This is a genomic window from Streptomyces venezuelae (assembly GCF_008642355.1).
Lineage (GTDB): Bacteria > Actinomycetota > Actinomycetes > Streptomycetales > Streptomycetaceae > Streptomyces > Streptomyces venezuelae_B.
On the sequence record NZ_CP029193.1, the window covers coordinates 7,565,587 to 7,589,144 of the forward strand.

At 71.9% G+C, this 23,558-nt stretch carries 17 protein-coding genes; 11 read left to right on the forward strand and 6 right to left on the reverse strand.

Annotation, left to right across the window (positions count from 1 at the left end; translation table 11 throughout):
- Window positions 1-163: 163 nt before the first annotated feature.
- The 7 genes from DEJ47_RS34245 (at window position 164) to DEJ47_RS34275 (ending at window position 11,774) form a co-directional block, all read left to right on the forward strand.
- Complete coding sequence (locus tag DEJ47_RS34245; protein ID WP_150175004.1) at window positions 164-1,330, forward strand: DUF6777 domain-containing protein; 1,167 nt, start codon at window positions 164-166, stop codon at window positions 1,328-1,330.
- A 390-nt stretch (window positions 1,331-1,720) separates the two neighbouring features.
- Window positions 1,721-4,597, forward strand: coding sequence for a helix-turn-helix transcriptional regulator (locus DEJ47_RS34250; protein ID WP_150175005.1), 2,877 nt, complete (start codon window positions 1,721-1,723; stop codon window positions 4,595-4,597).
- 317 nt (window positions 4,598-4,914) lie between these two features.
- Entirely contained in the window at window positions 4,915-6,171 is a 1,257-nt protein-coding gene (locus tag DEJ47_RS34255; protein WP_150175006.1) for a sensor histidine kinase, read from the forward strand.
- 120 nt (window positions 6,172-6,291) lie between these two features.
- Window positions 6,292-7,335 (forward strand): 3-deoxy-7-phosphoheptulonate synthase, encoded by a 1,044-nt coding sequence (aroF, locus tag DEJ47_RS34260; protein WP_223828782.1) that lies wholly within the window; start codon window positions 6,292-6,294, stop codon window positions 7,333-7,335.
- A gap of 348 nt (window positions 7,336-7,683) precedes the next feature.
- Complete coding sequence (locus tag DEJ47_RS34265) at window positions 7,684-8,664, forward strand: ParB/RepB/Spo0J family partition protein (protein WP_223828613.1); 981 nt, start codon at window positions 7,684-7,686, stop codon at window positions 8,662-8,664.
- Window positions 8,665-8,800: 136 nt separating this feature from the next.
- Window positions 8,801-10,903, forward strand: a complete 2,103-nt coding sequence (locus tag DEJ47_RS34270) for a SpoIIE family protein phosphatase (protein ID WP_150175008.1) — start codon at window positions 8,801-8,803, stop codon at window positions 10,901-10,903.
- A 10-nt stretch (window positions 10,904-10,913) separates the two neighbouring features.
- Window positions 10,914-11,774 carry an Fpg/Nei family DNA glycosylase gene (locus tag DEJ47_RS34275; RefSeq protein ID WP_150175009.1) on the forward strand — a complete coding sequence of 287 codons (861 nt, stop codon included), beginning with the start codon at window positions 10,914-10,916 and terminating at the stop codon, window positions 11,772-11,774.
- Between the two features lie 19 nt (window positions 11,775-11,793).
- Here the strand turns inward: DEJ47_RS34275 and DEJ47_RS34280 are convergent, their stop codons facing one another.
- Both DEJ47_RS34280 and DEJ47_RS34285 read right to left on the reverse strand, forming a co-directional pair.
- Window positions 11,794-12,456, reverse strand: coding sequence for a zf-HC2 domain-containing protein (locus DEJ47_RS34280; RefSeq protein WP_150175010.1), 663 nt, complete (start codon window positions 12,454-12,456; stop codon window positions 11,794-11,796).
- 89 nt (window positions 12,457-12,545) lie between these two features.
- On the reverse strand, window positions 12,546-13,061 hold the full coding sequence (locus DEJ47_RS34285) for a hypothetical protein (RefSeq protein ID WP_150175011.1): 516 nt from the start codon (window positions 13,059-13,061) through the stop codon (window positions 12,546-12,548).
- A gap of 286 nt (window positions 13,062-13,347) precedes the next feature.
- Here DEJ47_RS34285 and DEJ47_RS34290 point away from each other — a divergent pair, with 286 nt between their 5' ends.
- Entirely contained in the window at window positions 13,348-14,631 is a 1,284-nt protein-coding gene (locus DEJ47_RS34290; RefSeq protein ID WP_150175012.1) for a CapA family protein, read from the forward strand.
- Between the two features lie 44 nt (window positions 14,632-14,675).
- Here the strand turns inward: DEJ47_RS34290 and DEJ47_RS34295 are convergent, their stop codons facing one another.
- Both DEJ47_RS34295 and DEJ47_RS34300 read right to left on the reverse strand, forming a co-directional pair.
- The gene (locus DEJ47_RS34295; protein ID WP_150175013.1) at window positions 14,676-16,109 is read right to left on the reverse strand and encodes an amino acid permease; all 1,434 of its coding nucleotides are present in this window, start codon (window positions 16,107-16,109) and stop codon (window positions 14,676-14,678) included.
- A gap of 138 nt (window positions 16,110-16,247) precedes the next feature.
- Entirely contained in the window at window positions 16,248-16,709 is a 462-nt protein-coding gene (locus DEJ47_RS34300) for a universal stress protein (RefSeq protein ID WP_150175014.1), read from the reverse strand.
- Between the two features lie 156 nt (window positions 16,710-16,865).
- On the opposite strand from DEJ47_RS34300, the gene lysX reads away from it, so the two are divergent.
- Together lysX and DEJ47_RS34310 are read left to right on the forward strand one after the other, a co-directional pair.
- Window positions 16,866-20,150 (forward strand): bifunctional lysylphosphatidylglycerol synthetase/lysine--tRNA ligase LysX, encoded by a 3,285-nt coding sequence (gene lysX, locus DEJ47_RS34305; protein WP_150175015.1) that lies wholly within the window; start codon window positions 16,866-16,868, stop codon window positions 20,148-20,150.
- Window positions 20,151-20,220: 70 nt separating this feature from the next.
- Window positions 20,221-21,087, forward strand: coding sequence for a polysaccharide deacetylase family protein (locus tag DEJ47_RS34310; RefSeq protein WP_150175016.1), 867 nt, complete (start codon window positions 20,221-20,223; stop codon window positions 21,085-21,087).
- Window positions 21,088-21,112: 25 nt separating this feature from the next.
- Here DEJ47_RS34310 and DEJ47_RS34315 read toward each other — a convergent pair whose 3' ends face one another.
- On the reverse strand, window positions 21,113-21,706 hold the full coding sequence (locus tag DEJ47_RS34315) for a class F sortase (RefSeq protein WP_398338505.1): 594 nt from the start codon (window positions 21,704-21,706) through the stop codon (window positions 21,113-21,115).
- Between the two features lie 444 nt (window positions 21,707-22,150).
- On the opposite strand from DEJ47_RS34315, the gene DEJ47_RS34320 reads away from it, so the two are divergent.
- Window positions 22,151-22,645, forward strand: a complete 495-nt coding sequence (locus DEJ47_RS34320; protein ID WP_150175018.1) for an LPXTG cell wall anchor domain-containing protein — start codon at window positions 22,151-22,153, stop codon at window positions 22,643-22,645.
- Window positions 22,646-22,799: 154 nt separating this feature from the next.
- Here DEJ47_RS34320 and DEJ47_RS34325 read toward each other — a convergent pair whose 3' ends face one another.
- Window positions 22,800-23,342 (reverse strand): hypothetical protein, encoded by a 543-nt coding sequence (locus DEJ47_RS34325; RefSeq protein WP_150175019.1) that lies wholly within the window; start codon window positions 23,340-23,342, stop codon window positions 22,800-22,802.
- Between the last annotated feature and the right edge of the window lie 216 nt (window positions 23,343-23,558).

Genomic DNA, 23,558 nt, shown 5'->3' on the forward strand with positions numbered 1-23,558 from the left:
CCATTGTGCTGCCGACCAGGGTTTTCCGTACGCGGACCGGGCCGCACGCCATACGCGGACCGGCCCGCACGCTGCGTTTGCGGGCCCCTGGGGACCCCCGCAGACAATGGCGGAACACCCCCGTCAGCGGGGGGCACACTGCACGGCAACGTCGGGAGAACCGGTGCGCACATCCACCAGGACCCACGCGATCGCCCTCGCGATATCCGCGGCCCTAGCGGTAGCGGGCGCGGCGGGCTGTTCGGGCGACGGCGACAAGAAGACCGCCGACGGCGGCAGCGAACTGTTCATGCAACCGGTCGCCGCCCAGGGCCCCGACCCCTTCACCGAGTCCACCGCGGAGACCGACACCTCCCCGCCGCCCGTCACCCGTTCGCCGCAACCCTCGCCCACCGGATCGGCCACCCCGCAGGGCACCCGCTCCATCCCGGGCGGGACGCCGGGCCTGTACGGCGGCACGCACAACGTCGGCAGCTGCGACATCGACCGGCAGGTGCGCTTCCTCACCGCCGACCAGGGGAAGGCGCGGGCGTTCGCGCGGGCGGCCGGCATCGAGGAGGCCGCCGTCCCGGACTATCTGCGCGGCCTGACCCCCGTCGTGCTGCGCGCCGACACGCGCGTCACCAACCACGGCTACCGCGGCGGCTCTCCCACGAGTTTCCAGTCCGTTCTGCAGACGGGCACGGCCGTCCTCGTCGACGACCGGGGCCTGCCGCGGGTGCGGTGCGCGTGCGGCAACCCGCTGAAGCCGCCCGTCGCGTTCAAGAGCTCGCCCCGGCACAACGGGCAGGCGTGGCGCGGCTATCAGCCGACGCGGGTCGTCGTGGTCACTCCGGCGCCGCGGCCGATCGTCAACATCACCATCGTGAACATCGTCAACAACACCTGGATCGAACGGAAGATCGGCGACGGGAAGGCGCACCACGACCGTCCGACCAAGCCGCCCACCCCCACGCCGACCCCGACCCCGACCACGCCGAGCCCCACGTCCCCCTCGCCGTCGAGCCCGACCCCCACGGACCCGGACGAGACCACTCCGGACGAGACCGAGCCCGACGAGACGAGCCCCGACCGGACGAGCCCGGACGAGACCGGGTCCGGGCAGACCGAGCCCGACGGGACGAGCCCTGACGAAACCAGTCCCGACGAAACCAGTCCCGACGGGACGAGCCCGGACGGGACGAGCCCCGACGGAACCAGCCCCGGCGAATCCAGCCCTGACGAGGGCGCAGGCGACTCCCCGTCGGCCTGTCCCACCGGGACAGGCACGCCTCCGGACCCCGCGTCGCCGGTCCCGTCGGGCTGCCCCTCGCCGGTGCTGCCCTCGTAGGCGGTGCGGCGAGTCATACCGGTCAGACGGCGGGTGAGAGGGCCATGCGGAACGCGCCAATCGTTTCCGGGCCCTCTCGTCGCTGCCGCCCCTGCCGCCACGGACGTCCTTTCCCCGGCCGGCAAGCGCGTTCTCGGATATCGCCGAGTTCAGTCATCAGGCAAATACGCAAGAGTTTCCGAATGATATGGAGCGGGCGGGTCCGATTGGTTGGGGAGTGGCGCATTCACGTCGGTTATGGCGTGGCATTGAGTCAAATGGCGCTGGTAGTTGATTTTCATATATGGCAGAGTCGTCCGTCGGGTGGCCGGTCAAGTCCAAGCAATAGATCCAGCCGGTCTTCCGGTCGCCCCGAGGACCAGCCATCAGCCGCGGGGGAGAAGTCGGCTCATGAACTTGGTGGATCGTGGTGAAGAACTCTCGGTCATGGAGCACATGCTCGACTCAACCGAGAGCGGGCATGGCGGCGTCCTTCTGGTGAGCGGCGCCGTCGCCAGTGGCAAGACCGCGCTGCTGCGCGCCTTCGGTACGCGCGTCACTTCCAGAGGTGCACTGTATCTGCAGGCCACAGCGTCCGGAGCGGAGACGGACCTGCCCCTCGGAGTCATGGGGCAACTGCTTCTCGGCGCCGGTCTGCCCGGCGCCGACGCGCGCCGCGCGACTCAGCTCGTGCGGCGCGCCGCCGACGCGGCCCGCCCGCAACGGGTGGCCGGTGAACGGCCCGCCATGGTGTTGGACGGGATTCCCGAGCTGTGCGGACTGCTGCTCGAAAAATCCAGGGAAAGGCCCCTGGTGCTCAGCATCGACGATGTGCAGCACGCCGACGAAGACTCGCTCGAATGCCTCCTCTACCTGTCGCGCCGACTGGCCGTCAGCCGCATTCTGGTCGTGCTGGGAGAGAACAGCGACTTCCTGGCGGGCAATACGAGATTGCGCGTCGATTTACTGCGCCTGCCCGGCTGCCGGAATATCAGGCTCGGCCCCCTCCAACGGTCCGGAGTCGCAGAAATGATCTCTGCATTCGGTGAGCCGGGGTGGGGGACGCGCAAGCTCGTCCCCGCACTGCTCCACATGAGCGGCGGCAGCCCGCTCCTGACCCGGGCGCTCATCGAGGACCATCGTGCCGCGGGTGCCGCGGTCACCGCCTCCGCCGACCCCGTACCGGGTGAGTCCTTCGTCCGTGCCGTCGCCACCTGCCTCTACCGCAGCGACCTCGCCACCCGCCGCACCGCGTGGGCGCTGGCGGTCGCGGGCCCCGACATGTCGCTCGCCGAACTCATGGAGGTCCTCGGGACCAGCAGGGAATCGCTCCTGCGCAGCCTGCGCGCGCTGAACGAGGCGGGCCTCCTCGACGCGGGCTGGTACCGGCACGAGGCCGGGCGCGCCGCGGTCCTCAGAAGCCTGGAGCCCGCCGACCGCGCCCGTGTCGAGGCCCGCTGCGCCCGCGTCCTGCACGAGCACGGAGCGTCCGCGTCCGTGGTCGTACGGCACCTGATCGCGGCCGAGACCGTCGACGCGCCGTGGGCTCGGCGCACCCTGATCGAGGCCGCCGAGCGCGCCCTCGCCGACGACGAGGTCGACCTCGCCCTCACCTGCCTGCGCATCGCCCGCGACACCAGCACCGACGTCCACCAGTCCCTGGAGATACGTGCCGCTCTCACCCGGGCCCTCTGGCGCGTCAACCCGGCCGGCGTCGCCCAGCACCTGCCCGAACTCACGGCCGCCGCACTGGACGGACGACTCGATGCCCGGCACGCCGATGCGCTCGTGGGCCATCTGCTCTGGTTCGGCCGCCCGGAACGGGCCCTCGACGTGCTCTGCGCCGTCGAACGGCAGGGCGCCGCGCAGCCCGGCAGGACCGGCACCGGCACACCCCACCGGCACGACTGCCCGCGCCTCTGGCTGACGTACGCCTACCCCGGCCTCGCTGTCCCCGACTGCACCCCGCCCGGCGGGACACCGGAACACACGACCGCGCAGGACACCACCCCGCAGCACGCGGCGGCGCTGGCCCGCAGCCCGCACCAGCGAGCGGCGAGCCTGGTGAAGTCGCTCCTCGACGGGCCCGGCAAGGACGTGGTGGTCAGGGCCGAGCAGATCCTGCAGAGCACCCGCCTCGACGACGACACCGTGACGGCGCTCCTCGTCGCCGTCGACTCCCTGGTGCTCGCCGACCACCTCGAAGCCGCGGCCTTCTGGTGCGAGACGCTGCTCAACGAGGCCGCCGAACGGCGTGCGCCCCTCTGGCAGGCGCTCCTTTCCGCGGCCAGGGCCCGCATCGAGCTGAGGGCGGGCGCGCTCGGCACCGCGCGGAAGCTGGCGCGTTCGGCGCTCACGCTCGTACCCGCGGACGGATGGGGCGTGGCCGTCGCCGCGCCCGTCGCCACCGCGCTGTTCACCGGCACGCTGATGGGCCGCCTCGACGAGGCGGCGGCCCAACTCGCGGTACCGGTGCCGGACTCGGCCTTCCAGACGACGGACGGGCTGCTCTACCTCAGGGCCCGCGGTCACTACTTCCTCGCCGCGGGACGGCCCTATGCCGCCCTGGACGACTTCCTCACCTGCGGGGACCTCATGCGGCGCCGGCGCTTCGACCTGCCCGCGCTGGTCCCGTGGCGCACCGACGCCGCCGAGGCACATCTCTCGCTGGGCGACTGCGAGCGCGCCCGCGCCCTCGCAGAGGAGCAACTCGCCCTGACGGGCGGGCGGAACGGCTGGGTGCGCGCCGTATCGCTGCGGGTGCTCGCCGGCACGCTGAAGGCCGCGCACCGGCCGCCGCTGCTCGGCGAGGCCGTCGAGATCCTGCGGGACCGCGGACACCGCGTCGAACTGGTACGCGCGCTCGCCGAGTCGGCCCGTACACAGCGCGAGCTCGGCAAGGTCGGCCAGGCCAGGGCCCTGGCCCGCAAGGCGCAGCAGCTGGCGGGGGAGTGCGGCATGCCCGTGCCGCCGTCCGCGGCCGACACGGGCAGCCCGCACCCGGCCGAGCAGCCGTGGTCGTCCGGCAACCGCCGACATCCCGAGGAACTCAGCAACGCCGAACTGCGCGTGGCCACGCTCGCCGTCCGCGGCCACACCAACCGCCAGATCGCCGACAAGCTCTGCATCACCATCAGCACCGTCGAACAGCACCTGACGCGCGCCTACCGCAAGCTCGCCGTGCAGCGGCGCGCGGACCTCGCGGCCAAGATCGGCCCGGCCTCGGGACCGGGCGACGGAGAGGAACCCGCGACGCACGACGCCTGCGACCGGCTGCACGTGGGCTAGAGCCTGTGTCATGTGCCCGTCTCCCCCCCGGGTGAGGCCATAGCTGCTGTCGCGGTGACGCGGTTCCGTTTCTACGCGGCGGACGGTCACACGGCGGTCCGAAGATCTGTGACCGATTCACAGGAATCGGGCCGCCGGAACGGGCCCAGGAACCGGGGCCGCCGCGAGCCCCGTCGGGCTGTGACCGGTACGTGACGCGCGTTCGGGCACCGTGGACTTCATGATCAAGGCGACGATCGGCCGCCCACGGCCCGAACTCGGCACCCCGCCCGCCGACGAGACGGTCCCCCGGGGCGGCCACCGGATGTGAGGGGCCCATGCACCTGCCCTCGCGGCGTGCGGGCGTACGTCTCACGCTGCTGTACGGCGCGCTGCTCGTCGCCTCCGGGGCGGTCCTGCTCGCGCTCACGTACCTGCTCGTCCTGCGCTTCCCGGCCGACCGCGTCCTCGTCGACGGGGCGGAAGCGGGCATGGGCGCGGGAGCGGACGCGAGCAACGGCCGCTCAGGCGGAGGGGTCCCCGGTGTGCGGCCGGCGGCCCGCTCCGGAGACGTCTTCGCGCGGCTCCAGGAACAGGCGTCCCGTCAGCACGCCGACCAGTTGCGCGAGTTGCTCGTGCAGTCCGGTGTCGCACTCGCCGTCATGCTGGTGGTCTCCGCCGTCCTCGGCCGGCTGGTCGCCCGGCGCGTGCTGCGCCCGCTGCGGACGATGACCGGCACCGTCCAGCGCATCTCCGCGCACACCCTGCACGAGCGGCTGGCCCTCCAGGGACCGGCCGACGAGCTCAAGGAGTTTGCCGACACCGTGGACGGGCTGATCGGCCGGCTGGAAGGGGCCCTCCACTCCCGCCGGCGGTTCGTCGCCGACGCCGCCCACGCCCTGCGCGCCCCGCTCACCCTGGAGCACACGCTGCTGCGCGAGACGCTCACCGACCGCGACGCCACCGCGGAAACGTTTCGCGCGAGCTCCGAGCGGCTCCTGGAGATCAGCCGGCGGCAGGCCCGCATCCTGGAGTCCCTGCTGGCACTCGCGGGCAGCCACCGCGGTCTCGTCCACCGCGAGGAGCTGGACCTCGCGCCGCTCGCCGAGTGGGCGCTGCACATCGCCCGCCCGGAGAGCGAGCGGCACGGGCTGCGCGTGTCGGCCGCCGTCGCGCCCGCGCCCGTCACGGGCGACCCGGCGCTCGTCCAGCGCCTGGTGTCCTGCCTCGTGGACAACGCGGTGGCGCACAACCGCCCCGGTGGACGGGTGGAGATCACCACCGCCGTACGCGACGGGCACGCCGTCGTCTCCGTCGCCAACACCGGCGACCCCGTGGCGCCCGAGCAGGTGCACCGCCTCTTCCAACCGCTCCGTCGCGTCGGCCGAACCGCCGACGACGGCCACCCCGGTCTCGGCCTGGTGATCGTGCACGCCATCGCCCTCGCCCACGACGCGGTGATCAGCGCACGCGCACGCGCGGACGGCGGACTCGCCGTGGAAGTCGCCTTCCCGAGACGGACGGTACGGGACCGAGATCTCCGTAAAGGGGCGGACGATATTGGGCAGTTGGACAAGGGAACGGCACTTCATTGAGCAAAAGCCCGGTCACCTCCTACCGTGGTCGCCCGACGCAATTCCCCGAAGAGGCCCCTATGACGGGCCCGAGAGAATTCCGGGGAATATCCTCAGGCACGGGAGGAACCCTTGGTTGTCGTGATGGCCCCCGAGGCCACGCAGCAGGATGTGGACGCGGTCGTCGAACTGGTGCGCACGGCGGGCGGGGACGCGTTCGTCAGCCGAGGCGTGACCCGCACCATCGTCGGGCTCGTCGGCGACGTGGCCGCCTTCGGCGCCCTCAACCTCGCCCATCTGCGCGGTGTCCTGGACGTCGTGCGCATCTCGGTGCCGTACAAGCTGGTCAGCAGGGAACACCACCTCGAACGCTCCGTGGTGACCGTCGGGGGCGTCCCCATCGGCCCCGGCACACTGACCGTGATCGCGGGCCCCTGCGCCGTCGAGACCGCCTCGCAGACCCTCGCCGCCGCCCGCATGGCCAAGGCGGCCGGAGCCACGCTCCTCAGGGGCGGCGCCTTCAAACCGCGCACGTCGCCGTATGCCTACCAGGGGCTCGGTGAGAGCGGACTGCGCATCCTCGCCGACGTACGGGATGAGACGGGCCTCCCCGTGGTGACCGAGGTCATCGACCCGGCCAGCGTCGAACTCGTCGCGCCCTACGCCGACATGCTGCAGATCGGCACCCGCAACATGCACAACTTCGCCCTGCTCCAAGAGGTCGGCGCGGCGGGACGGCCCGTCCTGCTCAAGCGCGGCTTCGGTGCCACCGTCGAGGAGTGGCTGATGGCCGCCGAGTACATCGCCCAGCGCGGCAACCTCGACATCGTGCTCTGCGAACGCGGCATCCGCACCTTCGAGACCGCCACCCGCAACACCCTGGACATCAGTGCCGTCCCCGTCGTCCAGCGCCTCTCCCACCTGCCCGTCATCGTCGACCCCTCGCACTCCGGCGGCCGCAGGGACCTCGTCCTGCCGCTGACCCGGGCCGCGCTCGCCGCCGGCGCGGACGGCGTCATGATCGACGTGCACCCCGAGCCGGGGACCGCGCTTTGCGACGGCGACCAGGCACTCACCCGGGCGGAGATCGACGAGGTGGCGCACGCGGTCGAGGCCCTGACACCGCTGATGGGACGCACCCTCGCGGGGGCCTCGGCCGGAGCGCAGGCCGGTAGGGGTGAATAGGGGTGGCGAAGCCCGTGGCGCGCCACTAGTGAGGGGTACCAGGCCGGAAAACGCGTTGTTAAGGTGAACATGACCGGCCGGGGAAACGCATTCCACGGCCCGACGGTACGGATTCCGTGAATTCCCGGAATCCGATTGCGGTGGTTGAAGACGGCGAAGGGCGCACCTGTGCGCGCCGCACCCTTCGCCGTGATCCGGGAGAACACACGCCTGCAGAGCGCGCAACGCATTCACTTCAGGGGCCCTCGACCAAGGGCGAACGCGTACGCGGCGCGGCGGTGTGGCGTGACCGGTCGGCGTGCCGGGACACGCACACGGGGGAACATCAGAGCTTGAGGGGGAGTTGAGTTGGCAACACCCGAGCACGCAGAGATCGACCGATTAATGGTCGTCGAAGTCGAGATCGGCTCGCTTTCGACGGCTGACTCACCGCGAACGGCCGGAGTCGATCCGGAGCATGTACAGGCACTGGCGGTCGTGCAGACCCCGCTGCCGCCCATCACGGTGCACCGCCCGACGATGCGGGTCATCGACGGACTGCACCGCCTGCGCGCCGCCGAACTCCAGGGGCAGCGCAAGATCGCCGTGAAGTACTTCGACGGCGCCGAGGACGACGCCTTCGTCCTCGCCGTCGAGTCCAACGTCACCCACGGCCTGCCGCTGACCACGGCCGACCGCAAGCGGGCGGCCGCCCGCATCATCGCCACGCACCCGCAGTGGTCGGACCGCATGATCGCCTCGGTCAGCGGCATCGCGCCCGGCACCGTCGCGGACATCCGCAGGCGCGCGCCCGGAGGCAGGGACGGCGAGGAGACCCGGATCGGCCACGACGGCCGGGTGCGGCCCATCAACGGCGCCGAGGGGCGCAGGGTCGCCAGCGAGCTGATCGCACAGAACCCCGCCCTGTCGCTGCGCCAGGTGGCCCGCGTCGCCTCCATCTCGCCGGAGACCGTACGGGACGTGCGCAACCGCATGATGCGCGGCGAGGACCCCGTCCCGCAGCGCGGGAAGCGGACCGAGCAGGGGAGCCGCCTTCCCGCACCGCGGGTCCACCGCCCCTCGGCCGTCCCCGACCGGGACGCGGCCCAGGACCGTGCCGCCGCCGTCAAACGCCTCAAGGCGGACCCGGCGCTGCGCTTCAGCGAGATCGGCCGCACCCTGCTGCGGCTCCTCAACATCCACACGATCAGCATGGACGAGTGGGACCAGATCATCGAGAAAGTCCCGCCGCACTGCAGGGGCATCGTCGCCTATCTGGCCGGGGAGAGCGCGGAGATGTGGACGGAGGTGGCGATGCGGGTCCAGAGCAAGGTCGCGGAGACGGCGTAGCCGTCCCCCGCATACGGGTGTCGACATGGCGGGGCCCGCGGTTGGACGGCGGATCCCTGCCCGCCGCCCTCCGCACCCCGCCACGGGCGCCGTGCTCCCGCGTGCGGGCGCGGGAGCCTCCGCCTAGCGTGATCCCATGGAGCACGACCCGGCGGGGCAATGCCGCTGTGGACAGCAGCCGGCCGGGGAACCGGCCGGCTGTTTCCTCGCGCTGTACGGGGCCGCGCTGCGCACGGGCCGCTTCGACTGGGACCTCGACACGGGCCTGATGACGATGGACGCCACCGCCCACGAGGTCTTCGACGTACGACCCGAGCAATACGACAACCGGCCGGAGACCCTCGCCTTCCGCGTGCCGACCGTCGAGGGGCACCGCCTGGACCAGATCGTCTCCCACGCCCTGAAGGACGGCAGCGAGACGTACGGCGCGTACTTCCGCATCCGCTGCCACACCGGGGCGCTGCGCTGGACCCACACGCAGGGCTGCATCCAGCGGGACGAGACGGGCCGCCCGCGCCGCATCGTGGGCCTCGTCAGGGACGCCACCCGGGAGCTCGGCGACAGCCCCGCCGCGCTGCGCGAGCGCGCCGACGAGGAGGCGGAGCGGCGCCGCACCACGAGCCTCGTCCAGGGCACCACGGCGGCGCTGGCGCACGCCCGCACGGTCCGTGACGTCATCGACGTCCTGCGCGACACCCACGGCCTCGCCCACCTGGGCGCCTCCAACCTCGTCATGGGCCTCGTCGAAGCCGGCCGCATCCGCCTCGTCGCCGAGGGCCCCGCGGGCAGCTTCGTGCCCGGCACCCGCCTCACGGGCGTCGACGAGGACTACCCGATGAGCGAGGTCGTCCGCACCCTCGCGCCCCGCTACATCGAGACGGCCGACGACTTCGCCGAGTCCTACCCGCTGCTCTGGCCGCACATCGACGAGCTGGGCATCACCGCGGCGGCCTACCTGCCGCTGATCGCGCAGGCCCGCCCCATCGGCGTGCTCGGCCTGCTCTACCAGGACAAGACGGGCTTCACCGAGGAGGAGCGCAACGTCCTGGTCGCCCTGGGCAGCAGCATCGCGCAGAGCCTGCAGCGCGCCATGTTCTACGAGCAGGAGAAGGACCTCGCACAAGGCCTCCAGCAGGCCATGCTGCCCCGCACCATCCCCGGCGTGCCGGGCGCGGAGATCGCCGTCCGGTACCGCTCGGCGGCGCTCGGACGGGACATCGGCGGCGACTGGTACGACGTGATCCCGCTGCCCGGCGGGCACGTCGGCGCCGTCATCGGCGACGTGCAGGGCCACGACACGCACGCCGCCGCCGTCATGGGCCAGCTCCGCATCGTCCTGCGCGCCTACGCCGCCGAGGGCCACACACCCGCAACCGTCATGGCCCGCGCCTCCACCTTCCTGCACGAACTGGACACCGACCGCTTCGCGACCTGCCTCTACGCCGACGCCGACCTGACCACCGGCGTGGTCCAGCTCGTCCGCGCCGGACACCTCGACCCGCTCCTCCAGCGCACCGACGGCTCCTGCCTCCGGATCTCCGTGGACGGCGGCCTGCCCCTCGGCCTCTCCGCGGAGTTCGGCCGCCTCGACTACCCCGTCACCACCCTCGAACTCGACCCGGGACAGACCTTGCTGCTCTGCACCGACGGCCTCGTCGAGGAGCCCGGCGCCGACCTCGACGACGGCATGCGCGCCCTCGCGGAACTCGCCGCCGTCGCCCCCCGCGACCTGCAGCGGCTCGCCGACCGGCTCTGCGGCATCGTCGACGGCCGCGGCGGGGACGACGACGCGGCGCTCCTGCTCCTGCGCCGCCACACGGTGGACGCGCCCCGCTCGGGCGGACGCCTCCAGCAGCACGTCGCCCCGAGCGATCCCGAGGCGCTCGCCGAGGCCCGGCACATGATCAGGGCCGCGGTGCGGGCCTGGGGCGCGGGCGAGCGCGCCGACGAGATCGAGCTCGTGGCCGACGAAGTGATCACCAACGCGCTCATGCACACCGACGGGTCCGCCGTCGTGACCCTGCGCGTCCTGACCGGCACCGACCGGCGGCTGCGCGTCGACGTCGAGGACTCGTCGAGCGCCCTGCCCCGGCGCCGAGACGCGGGCGAGTCCGGGGTGTCGGGCCGCGGCCTGCTTCTGGTGGACCGGCTCGCGGACGTGTGGGGCGTCGAGGCGCGCGGCGGCGGCAAATGCGTGTGGTGCGAGTTCATCGTGCCCGCCCGAGAAGAGCGGGAGTGAGGGAAGAGCCATGCCCGAACTGCCAGAAGTGGAAGCGCTGCGCGAGTTCCTGACGGACCATCTGGTCGGCAGGGAGATCGAGCGCGTGCTGCCCGTCGCCATCAGCGTCCTGAAGACGTACGATCCACCGCCCGGCGCCCTGGAGGGCCGCACCGTCACCGCCGTGGAGCGGCACGGCAAGTTCCTCGACATCGACGCCGAAGGCACGCACCTGGTCACCCACCTCGCCCGCGCGGGCTGGCTGCGCTGGCACGACAGCGTCCCCGACGGCATGCCGCGCCCCGGCAAGGGCCCGCTGGCGCTGCGTGCCACCCTGACGACGGGGGAGGCCTTCGACCTCACGGAAGCCGGTACGCAGAAGCGCCTCGCGGTGTACGTCACCGAGGCGCCGCTGGAGCTCCCCGGCATCGCACGGCTCGGCCCCGACCCGCTGGCCCCCGACTTCGACGAGCAGCGGTTCGCGGGTCTCCTCGCGGGAGAACGGCGCCAGATCAAGGGGGCGTTGCGCGACCAGAGCCTGATCGCGGGCGTCGGGAACGCGTACAGCGACGAGATCCTGCACGCGGCCCGCATGTCACCCTTCCGGCTCACGTCGAGCCTGACCGAGGAGGAAGTCCATGGGCTGCATGTGGCGCTGTTGGCCACGCTGACCGAGGCGGTGGAGCGCTCGCGCGGTGTCGCGGCAGGCCGCCTCAAGGCGGAGAAGAAGAGCGGCCTGCGCGTGCACGGCCGCACCGGCGAGCCGTGCCCGGTGTGCGGCGACACGATCAGGGAGGTCTCCTTCGCCGACTCCTCGCTGCAGTACTGCCCGACCTGCCAGACGGGCGGGAAGCTGCTCGCGGACCGAAGGATGTCCCGGCTGCTGAAGTAGTGCGGGGTTGCAGGTCGGTTCAGGGGCGCCGCAGGGTCAGCAGCGGCTTCCCCCGCGCCGTGCGCACCTCGTACCGGTCGGTCTGCGCCGTACGCAGGGCGGCGGTGCCCTCCGTGCGAACCGCCGGGGCGGGAGCCCGCCACGACATGACGGTCCGCTCCGACCCGTCGGCGGCGACGGCGACCAGCTCGCAGACCCGCCCGTCGGCCGCCGCGTCCCGCACCGTGAGGCCGATCTCCGTGCCCCACGCGCGGTCCCGGGCGGTGAGCTTGGCGGAGAGCCCGCTGCGGGCGTCGCGCGCGGCGATCCGCACCGTCCCCGGGTCGTCCGTCGGCACGACGCTCAAGGCGGACAGGGTGGACACGGTGGACACGCCGAGGACCAGGACGGCGCCGACGGCGCGTGCGCACAGCCGACGCCCGCGCCGGACACCGGAGAGCCGCCCCGCCCGGCCCAGAAGGCGGTCCAGGAGGCCGGGGGAGGGCGCGGCGAACGGGTCCACGGCTGCCGGGGTCGCCCGGTCGTACAGCCCCAACTGACGTGCGGGTGCGTGGAGTTCGCCGAGTTCCAGGAGGCAGGCCGGACAGTCCATGAGGTGATCCTCGAAGCGGAAGGCGTCCGCCTCGTCCAGGACGCCGAGCGCGTAGGCGCCCGCGTCACGATGCCGCTCCAGGGGCCTCATGGCTTTCCCTGCCGTTCCGTGTCGGTGCGGAGTGCTGTTCCTCCTCCGGTACGCGGCGGAACACCGAATCACTCAAGGGCCGAAGGGTCTCAGAAGAGATGGATCGCCAGATGCCCCAGCGGCAGCCCGAGGCGCCACGCCGGAGTCCACACCTTCGGCCCGTCCTCCTCGCCCTGGACGGCGCGGCCGGGCACGGAGTCCAGGTCGGGCGCCAGGAGCTCGGTCTCCTGCAGCCAGCGCCACGCCTGGTCGGCGAGGTCCAGATCGGGCCCGGGTCCCTCGGCGGCACCCGCCGTGAGCAGCGCCATCCGCTCGCGCACCCAGTCCTGCCAGGGCTGGCCGTACGCGGTCAGGCTCAGCCAGGTCTCCAGCTGGGAGACCACACGGATTCCGGAGAGCTCGCCCTCGGTGTCCGCCAGGAAGATCGTCAGGGCGAGGGCGTCGCGGCCCGCCCGGTACTCGAAGGAGGTGGGCGGCATCAGATCGCCGGTGCGCAGCAGCTCGTCGGCGATGTACTCGGCGTACAACCACGCCATGGGAACGATCAGTTCGCCGCCCCGGGGGCCCTCCGTGCCGTCGGGGTTTCCTCTGCTCTCGTGCCGCATCCTGCTCCGCCTTCCTCCGGTCCGTGCGCGTCCGGCTCTGGCCCCCCAATCCGGCTCACGGTGAGGACAGCCGATTACCCGGAAGGGGGCCCGGGCAAGGCGCTTTACGGAGGCTTGACCCGGACGTCGGTTTCACCGCAGGTGAGACGCCCTGTGTTGTTCGTGTCACAGGTGGAATTGTATGACTCCGTTTCAGGTACTTGAACGGCAATGGTCCTTGATTACCCGTTAAGTCCGTATGTGGATTCATCTGGCCGATTATCACCCCAGCCAGGGAGTCCGCCCGATGAGACAGCGCCCACGGATCACACGGCACACAGGCCCCATCCCCACCTCCCACAAGCCGCGGAAGGCCGCGCGCCCGAGCCCCGCGAAGGCCGCCGCCGGCGCCCTCCTGATCGCCGGTCTCGCGGGCACCGCGGCCTGCACGGCCCAGCAGCCGGCGACAGGCCATGAGCCCGTCCGGCACGGTGACTCCCACCGCGCCGACGAGGGCGCGGCCCCGGCGCACCGCCCGGCCGGCGGCTCCGCGGCAGGCAAGCGCGGCTTCACCCTCGCCGCCTCCGGCGACGTCCTGCCGCACGCCTCGATCATCCGCAAGGCCCACGCGGACGCGGGCGGCGACGGCTACGACTTCAAGCCGATGCTCGCGGGCGCCAAACCCGTCATCAGCAAGGCCGACCTGGCGATCTGCCACATGGAGACGGTCTACGGCGCCAACGGCGACTACAGCGGCTACCCCAGCTTCAAGTCCCCGCCCCAGGTGGCCCGCGCCCTCAAGGCCACCGGGTACGACGCGTGCTCAACCGCCTCCAACCACACCCTCGACGACGGCGCGGACGGCGTGCGCCGCACCCTGGACGCGCTCGACAAGGCGGGCGTCAAACACGCGGGCTCGGCCCGCACGGCCGCCGAGGACAAGACCCCGGCGTGGCTGCGGGCGGGCGACGCGAAGGTCGCGCAGCTCGCGTACACGTACGGCACGAACGGCTATCCGTTGCCGAAGGGCAAGCCGTGGACCGTCGACCTCATCGACCGCGACAAGATCGTCGCGGACGCCAGGGCGGCCCGCAGGGCGGGCGCGGACGTCGTGGTCGTCAGCCTGCACTGGGGCACCGAGTGGCAGGACGCGCCCGACAAGCAGCAGTTGCGGCTCGGGAAACAGCTCACGGCGTCCCGCACCGGCGGGCGCCCCGACATCGACCTCATCCTCGGCACCCATGCCCACGTGCCGCAGGCCTACGAGAAGGTCAACGGCACCTGGGTCGTCTACGGCATGGGCGACCAGGTCGCCGGCGAGATGATCAATCACGAGGGCGCGCACGACCCGCGCGGCAACCAGGGAACCATCGCCCGCTTCACCTTCGCGCCGCCCGCCGAGGCGGGCGCCCGCTGGGAGGTGCGGAAGGCCGAGTTCCTCCCGATGCTGTTCGACACGGACTCCGTCCGCGTCGTCAACCTCAACACCGCCCTCGACCGCGGCGCCGACCTGGGCGACGTCCGTGACCGCATCCGCCGCGTCGTCCTCAGCCGCGGCGCGGGCAAGGACGGCCTCGTCATGGGGAAGTAGCCGCGACAGGACCGGTCGCGGCTAGGGCCGGGCCGGGAATCGCCTCACTTCCCGGCGCCGCTCCCGTCCGTCCTCGCCAGCTCCGACTTGCGGTACGAGTAGCCGAAGTAGACGACGAGGCCGAGCGCGAACCACACGGCGAACCGCGCCCAGGTCTGCCACTGCAGGAACGTGATCAGCCAGATCGAGAAGACCACCCCGATCGCGGGCACCACCGGCATGCCGGGGCAGCGGAACGTGCGCGGCAGCTCCGGCCGCTTGTACCGCAGCACGATCACCGCGACGCACACCACCACGAACGCCAGCAGGATGCCGATGTTGGTCAGCTCGGCCGCCTCGCCGATGGGCAGGAACCCGGCGATGGCGGCCGACGCGACCCCGACGATCCACGTCACACGCGTCGGCACGTGCCGCGTCGGATGCGTCTTGGCGAACCACTTGGGAAGGAGACCGTCCCGGCTCATCGAGAACCACACGCGCGTGCAGCCCAGCATGAACGTGAACATCACGGTGAGGATGCCGATGATCGCGCCCACCGCGATGACATCCGCGAGACCGCCGAGCCCCACGGACTTGAAGGCCGTGGAGAAGCCGCTCTCCGGGTCGACGTCCTTGTAGCTCTGCATGCCGGTGAGGACCAGGCACGCGAGGACGTACAGCACCATCGAGATGGCGAGGGAGTACAGGATCGCCTTCGGCATGTGCCGCTGCGCGTCCTTGGACTCCTCGGCCGCCGTCGACATGGCGTCGTAGCCGAACACCGCGAAGAAGACGGTCGCCGCGCCCGTGAAAGCGCCGCTGACCCCGTAGGGGAAGAACGGATCGTAGTTGCCGGTCTCGATGTGGAAGAAGCCGACCGCGATCACGACGAGGACCACGATCACCTTCAGGACGACCACGATCATCTCGAAGCGCGCGGCGTTCTTGATGCCGAGCGTCAGCAGGTACGCGATGAACAGGCACAGCACCGCGGCGAACAGGTCGACCTTGTGCCCGTCGCCGGTGCCGGGCGCCCCCATCATCCAGTTCGGCAGCTCGGCGCCCATCTCCTCGACGAGGAATCCGAAGTACCCGGAGATGCCGATGGCGACCACGGCGACGATCGCGGTGTACTCCAGGAGCAGGTCCCAGCCGATGAACCAGCCGGTCAGCTCGCCGAGCACCACATAGCCGTAGGTGTACGCCGACCCCGCCTTCGGGATCATGCCGGCGAACTCGGCGTACGAGAAGGCGGCGGCCGCGCTCGCGACACCGGCGATCAGGAAGGAGATCAGCACCGCGGGGCCCGCCGTGCCGTTGGCGACGGCCCCGGCGAGGCTGAAGATGCCGGCGCCGATGATCCCGCCGACGCCGATGGCGGTGAGCTGCCAGAGCCCGAGGGACTTGGCGAGCCCGCCGCCCGCCCCCTCCTCGGTCTCCTCGATCTGCTCGATGGGCTTGCGGCGCAGCACGCCCTGACCCATCCGTAGTCCCGACATGAGCTCCACCTCTTCGCAGACGGCCGTCGGCTGATGGCGGATCATGATGGCCCAGCGCGCGGCGCTACGGAAGGAGCCACACCAGGTCAGGTCATGCGGGTATGACGGAGTATGCGGGTTCCGCGGAGTACGCGGGTCCTACGGAACCACCGTGACCGGCCAGCGGCCCGCCTTGACCAGTCGGACGGCGACCGAGCCCACGATGCGGTGGCCCGCCTGCTCGGAGGCGCCCACGACGACGGCGTCGGCCTTGAGGTCGTCGGCCGCGGTGACCAGACCGGTGTAGGGGTCACCCCGGAAGGTGTGGAACTCCCAGCGGACGTCGAATATGTCCTTCACCCGCTCGGTCGCGGCCCGGATCTCCGCGATGAGCCCCTCGGCGATCTCGTCGGTGGTCTCGGCGACCGGCACCCCGAACGCGGCACCCGCCGCAAGGACCGGCTGGATGTACACGACGGCGAGCAGAGCCCGCTGCCGTCGCGCCAGGCCACCGGCATATGCCGCAGCTCTCAGCGAGGAGTCGGAGCCGTCGACCCCGACGACGATCACCTTGGGCCCGTCGGTGCCGCGTTCGAACTGCTGGGACTGGTCTTCACTCACGCCCAGAGATTAGCGGAGGCATTCATACCGCCTGAGTTCCGGGCCGGGCGGGCCGGGCGAGGCGTACCCCTCGACCCGCCGCGCCGGGTGGGCCCGCATGCCCCGTCCCGCCGCCCTCGACGCGCGCGGCGGCACACCTCTTCCTAGAGTCGTGCCATGACGGTGAGCACGGAGGAGCCCGAGGCCGGAGGACGGATACGGGCCGGGAACGGCTTCCTCGGCCGCGTTCCGGAAGGCTTCGCCGCCTTCTTCGGCGCGCTCGGCGTCTTCTGCGCGGTCGTCGCGGTCATCTCGCCGCTGCGCCGCCTGCTCATGCCCGTCATCCGCGTCCTCGACCTCCTGACGGTCCCGGTCAGCGCGAACCTCGCGTACGCCGTCTTCCTCTTCCTGCTCGCCGCCGCGACCGCCGCCCGCAAGAAGGTCGCCTGGTGGCTCGTCGTCAGCTACCTGGGTCTGCTCCTCGCCTTCGACGTGCTGGGCGCGGCCCTCGGCTTCTGGGCGGAGTCGCTGCCCTCCTTCGTGATCTGCGGCGCCGCCTTCGTCCTGTTGATCCTCGCCCGCAAGGAGTTCTCCGCCGACTCCCGGCGCGGCGCCGTGTGGCGGGCCACCGCGGTCCTCGCCACCGGACTCGGCGTCGCGATCCTGGCGGGCTGGGGCCTGGTCGAGCTGTTCCCCGGCACCCTCGTGCGCGGCGAGCGGCTGCTGTGGGCTGCGAACCGGGTCTGCGGCGGCCTGATCCACGGCCACGACTACTTCGACGGCGCCCCGCGGCGCGGCCTGTACTTCTGGCTCGGCCTGTTCGGCGCCCTCGCCCTGCTCAACGCCACCGCCACCCTCTTCCGCTCCCAGCGCATGGAAGCGGCCCTCCACGGCGACGAGGAGTCCCGCATCCGCGCCCTCCTCGGCGCCTACGGAGCACAGGACTCCCTCGGCTACTTCGCGACCCGGCGCGACAAGGCCGTCGTCTTCTCACCGAGCGGCAAGGCGGCCGTCACCTACCGCGTCGAGGCCGGCGTCTGCCTGGCCAGCGGCGACCCCGTCGGTGACCGTGAGGCCTGGCCGCACGCGATCGGCGCCTGGCTGGACGTGGCACGGCGGTACGCCTGGGCCCCCGCCGTGATGGGCGCCTCCGAGGACGGCGCGACCGCGTACGCCCGCGCCGGGCTCGGCGCGCTGCAACTGGGCGACGAGGCGATCCTGCACGTCGCCGACTTCGACCTGGACGGCCGCGACATGCGCGTCACCCGCCAGGCCGTCAACCGCGTCCGCCGCACCGGTGCCACCGCCCGCATCCGCCGGCACTCCACCCTCACCGACGCGGAGATGGAGGAGATCGTCGACAAGGCCGACGCCTGGCGGGACACCGAGACCGAACGGGGCTTCTCCATGGCCCTGGACCGCCTCGGCGACCCCGAGGACGGCGACTGCCTCCTCGTCGAGGCCCTGGACGCCGACGGGAAACTCCTCGCGCTGCTCTCCCTCGTCCCCTGGGGCAAGGACGGCATCTCCCTGGACCTGATGCGCCGCGACCGCACCGCACCCAACGGCGTCATGGAGTTCATGGTCGCCGAACTCTGCGCGGCCGCTCCCCGGTCCGGTGTGCGCCGCATCTCCCTGAACTTCGCCGTGTTCCGCTCGGTCTTCGAGGAGGGCGGCCGCATCGGCGCCGGCCCGGTGCTGCGGTTGTGGCGCAAGCTGCTCCTTTTCTTTTCCAAGTGGTGGCAGCTGGAGGCGCTCTACCGCTCCAACGCCAAGTACCACCCCGAGTGGTATCCGCGGTTCATCTGTTACGGCGACAGCGGCGCCCTCGCCCGCATCAGCCTGGCGTCCGGCATCGCCGAGGGCTTCGTCTCGGTGCCATCCCTGCGCAAGCTCTGGGGCAAGGGCCACAAGCCGCGGGGCGTCACGCAGCCCGCGACCACCGAGGGCCTCCCGTCGATCGCCGCACTCGGCCTCTCCGGCGCGGACGACGCCACCCACACCGATCCGGCATCGAAGCTCCCCGAACAGATCCGCATCCGGCACCGCAAACTCGACCGCCTGCGTGAACAGGGCGTCGACCCCTACCCCGTGGGGCTGCCCCCGCGCACCCACGAACTCGCCGCCGTACACCGGGACATGACGGAGTCACAGGTCACTGTGGCGGGCCGCGTCATGCTCGTACGCGACTTCGGCGGCATCGTCTTCGTCGTCCTGCGCGACTGGTCGGGCGACCTCCAGCTCGCCCTCTCCCGCGACACCTCGGGCCCCGACGTCCTGGACCGCTTCACCGCGGGGACCGACATCGGCGACCACATCACCGCCACCGGCACCGTCGGCACCAGCGACCGGGGCGAGCTCACCGTCTTCGTCACCGACTGGCACCTCACCGGCAAATGCCTGCGCCCGCTCCCCGACAAGCGCCGCGGCCTGACCGACCCCGAGGCCAAGGTCCGCAGGCGCTACCTCGACCTGGTCACGAGCCCCGGCGCCCGCGACGTGGTCCGCGCCCGCTCCACCGCCGTACAGGCGCTGCGGCAGGGCCTCCTCGACCGCGGCTACCTCGAGGTCGAGACGCCGATGCTCCAGCAGATCCACGGCGGCGCCAACGCGCGCCCCTTCACCACCCACATCAACGCCTACGACCTCGACCTGTATCTGCGCATCGCCCCCGAGCTGTACCTGAAGCGGCTCTGCGTCGGCGGCATGGAGAAGGTCTTCGAGATGGGCCGCACCTTCCGCAACGAGGGCGTCTCCTACAAACACAACCCCGAGTTCACGATGCTGGAGGCCTACCAGGCCTTCGCCGACTACGACGTGATGCTCGACCTCACCCGCGAACTGATCCAGGGCGCCGCGACCGCCGCGTTCGGCAGGCCGGTGGTCTGCAAGGACGGCGTCGAGCACGACATCTCCGGGCCCTGGCCCGTCAAGACGGTGTACGGCGCGATCTCCGAAGCGCTGGGCCAGGAGATCGACGCGGACACGCCGGTGGAGGCGCTGCGCCGACTGTGCGACCGGGCCGCCGTCCCTTACACGACGGACGACGGCCGCGGCGACGTCGTCCTGGAGATGTACGAGCGGCTCGTCGAGGAGAGGACGAAGCTGCCCACCTTCTACAAGGACTTCCCGACCGACGTGTCGCCGCTCACCCGCCGGCACCGCACCGACCCACGCCTCGCCGAACGCTGGGACCTCGTCGCCTTCGGTACGGAACTCGGCACCGCCTACTCGGAGTTGACCGACCCCGTCGAGCAGCGCCGCCGCCTCACGGCGCAGTCACTGCTGGCCGCCGGGGGAGACCCCGAGGCCATGGAGATCGACGAGGACTTCCTCGACGCGCTGGAGTACGCGATGCCCCCCACCGGCGGCCTCGGTATCGGCGTCGACCGGCTCGTCATGTTCCTCACCGGCCTGACCATCCGCGAGACCCTGCCCTTCCCGCTGGTCCGCCGCGTCTGAACGGGTGCTTTCGGGAGCCGCCCCGGTGTTGGTGTTCCGCCCCGGCCTTCCGCCATGCGACGGATTAGTCATGAAAGAAGATCAGCTGACCCCGGGGCGGCGGGCCCTGCTCCGCGCCGCGGCGCTCCTCGGCCTGGCCACGACCGCGGCGTGCGGGGAAGCGGGTGGCCCATCCGCCCCGGGCGCGTCCGCCCCCGGGCCCTCCGCCTCCGCGGGCGGACCCGCCGGAGGCCCGCCCGCCGCCCGCCGCCTCAAACCCTCCGCGTACCGCCTGCAGCCCCTCACCGGATACGGCCCCCAGCGCGCCCGGCGGGCCCTGCCCCAGGTGCGCAGGGCACCGATCCTGCGCATGCCGGGCCGGGAGCGGTCGATGGTCCTGTCGTTCGACGACGGGCCCGACCCGCGCTACACACCGGACATCCTGCGGACGCTCCGCAAGCACGACGTGCGGGCGATGTTCTTCGTCTGCGGCGAGATGGCCGCCGACAACCGGGACCTGCTGCGCCGGATGGCCGACGACGGGCACGTGATCGGCAACCACACCTGGAGCCACCCGCTGCTGACCCGCATGGGCAGGGCCGCGATGCGCGAGGAGATCGAACGCACCTGTGACGTCATCGAGGAGGTCACCGGCGAGCCTCCCGAGTGGTTCAGGGCCCCCTATGGCGCGTGGAACCGCAACGCCTTCCAGCTGGGCGCCGAGCTCGGCATGGAACCGCTCGCCTGGACGGTGGACACCCTCGACTGGACCGAGCCCGGCGCGGCGACCATCACGCGGCGCGTGCGGTCCGGCGCGGGGCCCGGCGTCGTGGTGCTGTCGCACGACGCGGGCGGCGACCGTTCGGGCAGCGTCGAGGCGCTGCACACGTACCTGCCGGAACTGCTCGACTCCGGCTACCGCCTCACGGTGCCGAGCCGCTACGTGTCCATGTCCTGAGCCCCCCGCCCGTCGGTCGCTCTGCTCAGCGCACGGCGACCAGACGGGCGAACACCACGACGTTCCCGTCGTATCCGGACTGTTTGGAGAAACCGCCCCCGCAGGTGATGACCCGCAATTCGGGAGTTCCGCTGTTTCCGTACACGCGTTTGCCGGGGAACTTGTTCTTGTCGAAGACCTCGATGCCGTAGATCTCGAAAATCGCCGTCTTCTTGTCCGCGCGGCCGACCTCGATGTGATTCCCCTTCTTCAGCGAGCCGAGGCCGTAGAAGACGGCGGGCCCCCGCTGGTTGTCCACATGGCCGACCACCACGGCCGTGCCCTTCTCGCCGGGCGACACGGCGCCCGTGAACCAGCCCGCGAGATTCGGGTCCTCGGGCGGTGGCGCGTCCACCCACCCCTCGGAATCCAACCCCACCTGTATGACCGGCGCGTCGACCCGGATGCCCTTGATCCGCACGCGCTCGGCCGGCGAGAACGTGAGCGGCACCGGGGCGGCGTCCCCCGCGTCGGGCGCACGGTCCGCCGCCGCCGCGGACGCGGGCTGCGGCGGGCCCACGTCGAATTCCCCGGAGCCGTTGCGGATCAACGCGAGTCCGGTCAGCAGGACGAGCGCCATCACACCCCACGGGGCGCGCTTCTTCTGCTTCTCCGCCTCCTGGAAATCCTGCAGATCCTGGAATTCGAACTCGTCGGCCGGCTGGGACGAAGGCATGCTCTATCCCCTCTCGAACACGGCGGAGAGCCGTGTCCGTTGCGCGTACCAAAACGCTAAGCGCGGGGCGCGCGGCGTGCGAAAGGGCGGGAGCGAACGGGTGGCGACCGGTCCGAAGTGCGCCATCCGAGTCGCGCCCGGCAGGATTTTTCTGACGGTCCGTGACCTGCGGAGATGCCGGGTCACGCGGACGTGCCCCGGCGTGTCGTCTCACCGGGACGGCCGAGCGCCGACATGCGGGTCCGCGCACGTCATCTGAGGGTCAGTCTGGGAGGCGCTCTCGCCGATCGACCGGGGACGGTATCCCCGGGGCGCCTTCCGCGGAGGATTGCCATGCGTACTTCTCGTATGCGGACCACACGTGCCCTCGCGGTCGCCGCGGCGGCCGTCGGTGCCGTCGGGCTCGCCGCCCCGGCCGCGTCCGCCTGGGCCGACCCGACCAACATCGTGGCGATGCCCAGCGTGATTCCGAGAGGAGGGCATCTGACGGTCACCGTCGACGGGACGTCCTGCCAGACGCCGGGCAGCAAGATCACGTCGCCCGCCTTCCCGGACACGAACCTGCACCAGATCTCGGGCGGCTCGACGGCGAGTGGCACCGCGGTCATCCACAAGCACGCCCGCCCCGGCGCCTACGACATCACGGCCCACTGCGGCGGCAAGACGCTGACCCGCCCGGCCGCCTTCACCGTCATCCACGGCGGTGTGCGGGGCGGCGTCGGCGGCACCGCGCAGTCGGGCGCGACCGGCACCGACATGGCGATCGGCGGCGCGCTGGTCGCCGCGGCGCTGCTCGGTGGCGGGGTGTTCTGGATGCGCCGCCGCTCGGAGAACAGGATCTGAGGGAACGGGACCTGACACGAGATCACGTACCGCCGTCGTGCCGGCGCGACCCCCTTCCGCCCCGCGCCCGGCACCACCCTGCTCGCACGGCAGGTGAGGAACGCCGCGCCCCCGGGACCAGACATCCCGGGGGTCGCGCGCTGCCCGGCTCGCCTCAGGAGTTGTCCTCGCCGGTACGCCGACGGGCCTTGTAATACGCGGTGCCCAGCGTGCCGATGATCAGGGCGCTGCCGAGGGCGATCTCGTGCAGGTCGAGCCCGCCGAAGCTGCCGCCGATACCGGCCTTGACGCCCTTGTTGTGCTGGTTGTGCTGGTTGTGGTGCGAGTTGTTGTCGGGGCGTCCGGTGGCGATGGTCAGGTCGGTCTTGTCGCTGCCGGGGTTGCTGTCGTTGCAGGTGAACGTCACCTCGTACATCGCGCCGGGCTTGGCGTCCCAGAACACCTGGGCGGTGGCGGACTTCTGCCCCTTGGGGATGGTGGTGTCGTCGAAGACGCCCGAAGTGACCTTCGTGTCGCCGTCGCACCCGTCGACGCTGAGGGTGACCTGGCCGCCCGCGGCGACCGTCTTGGGGGAGATGCTGAAACCGAACGCGGTGACGTTCTCCTCGCCGACGGCGGCCGCCGAAGCGGCCGGTGCGGAGAGGGCCAGCGCGGAAGCGGTGAGCAGAGCGGCCGAAGCGACGCGTATCGCGCGCATGGTGAATCCTCCGGGTCTCCGAGGGGCAGCTGCGGACCTTCTTCCGCTGGCGCCTGAAATGCACCTCGATGCCCGAAACGCTAGGCAGCGTCCCGGCGCGCCGCGATCCGTGTCGCGCGAACGGGGCAACCGTGTGGGCCGGACGGGGGAACCGCGCGGCGCGGCGCGGACGGCGGGGGCTGGTGGTGTGCGGAGGCGTCGGGGCGGCGCGTGCCG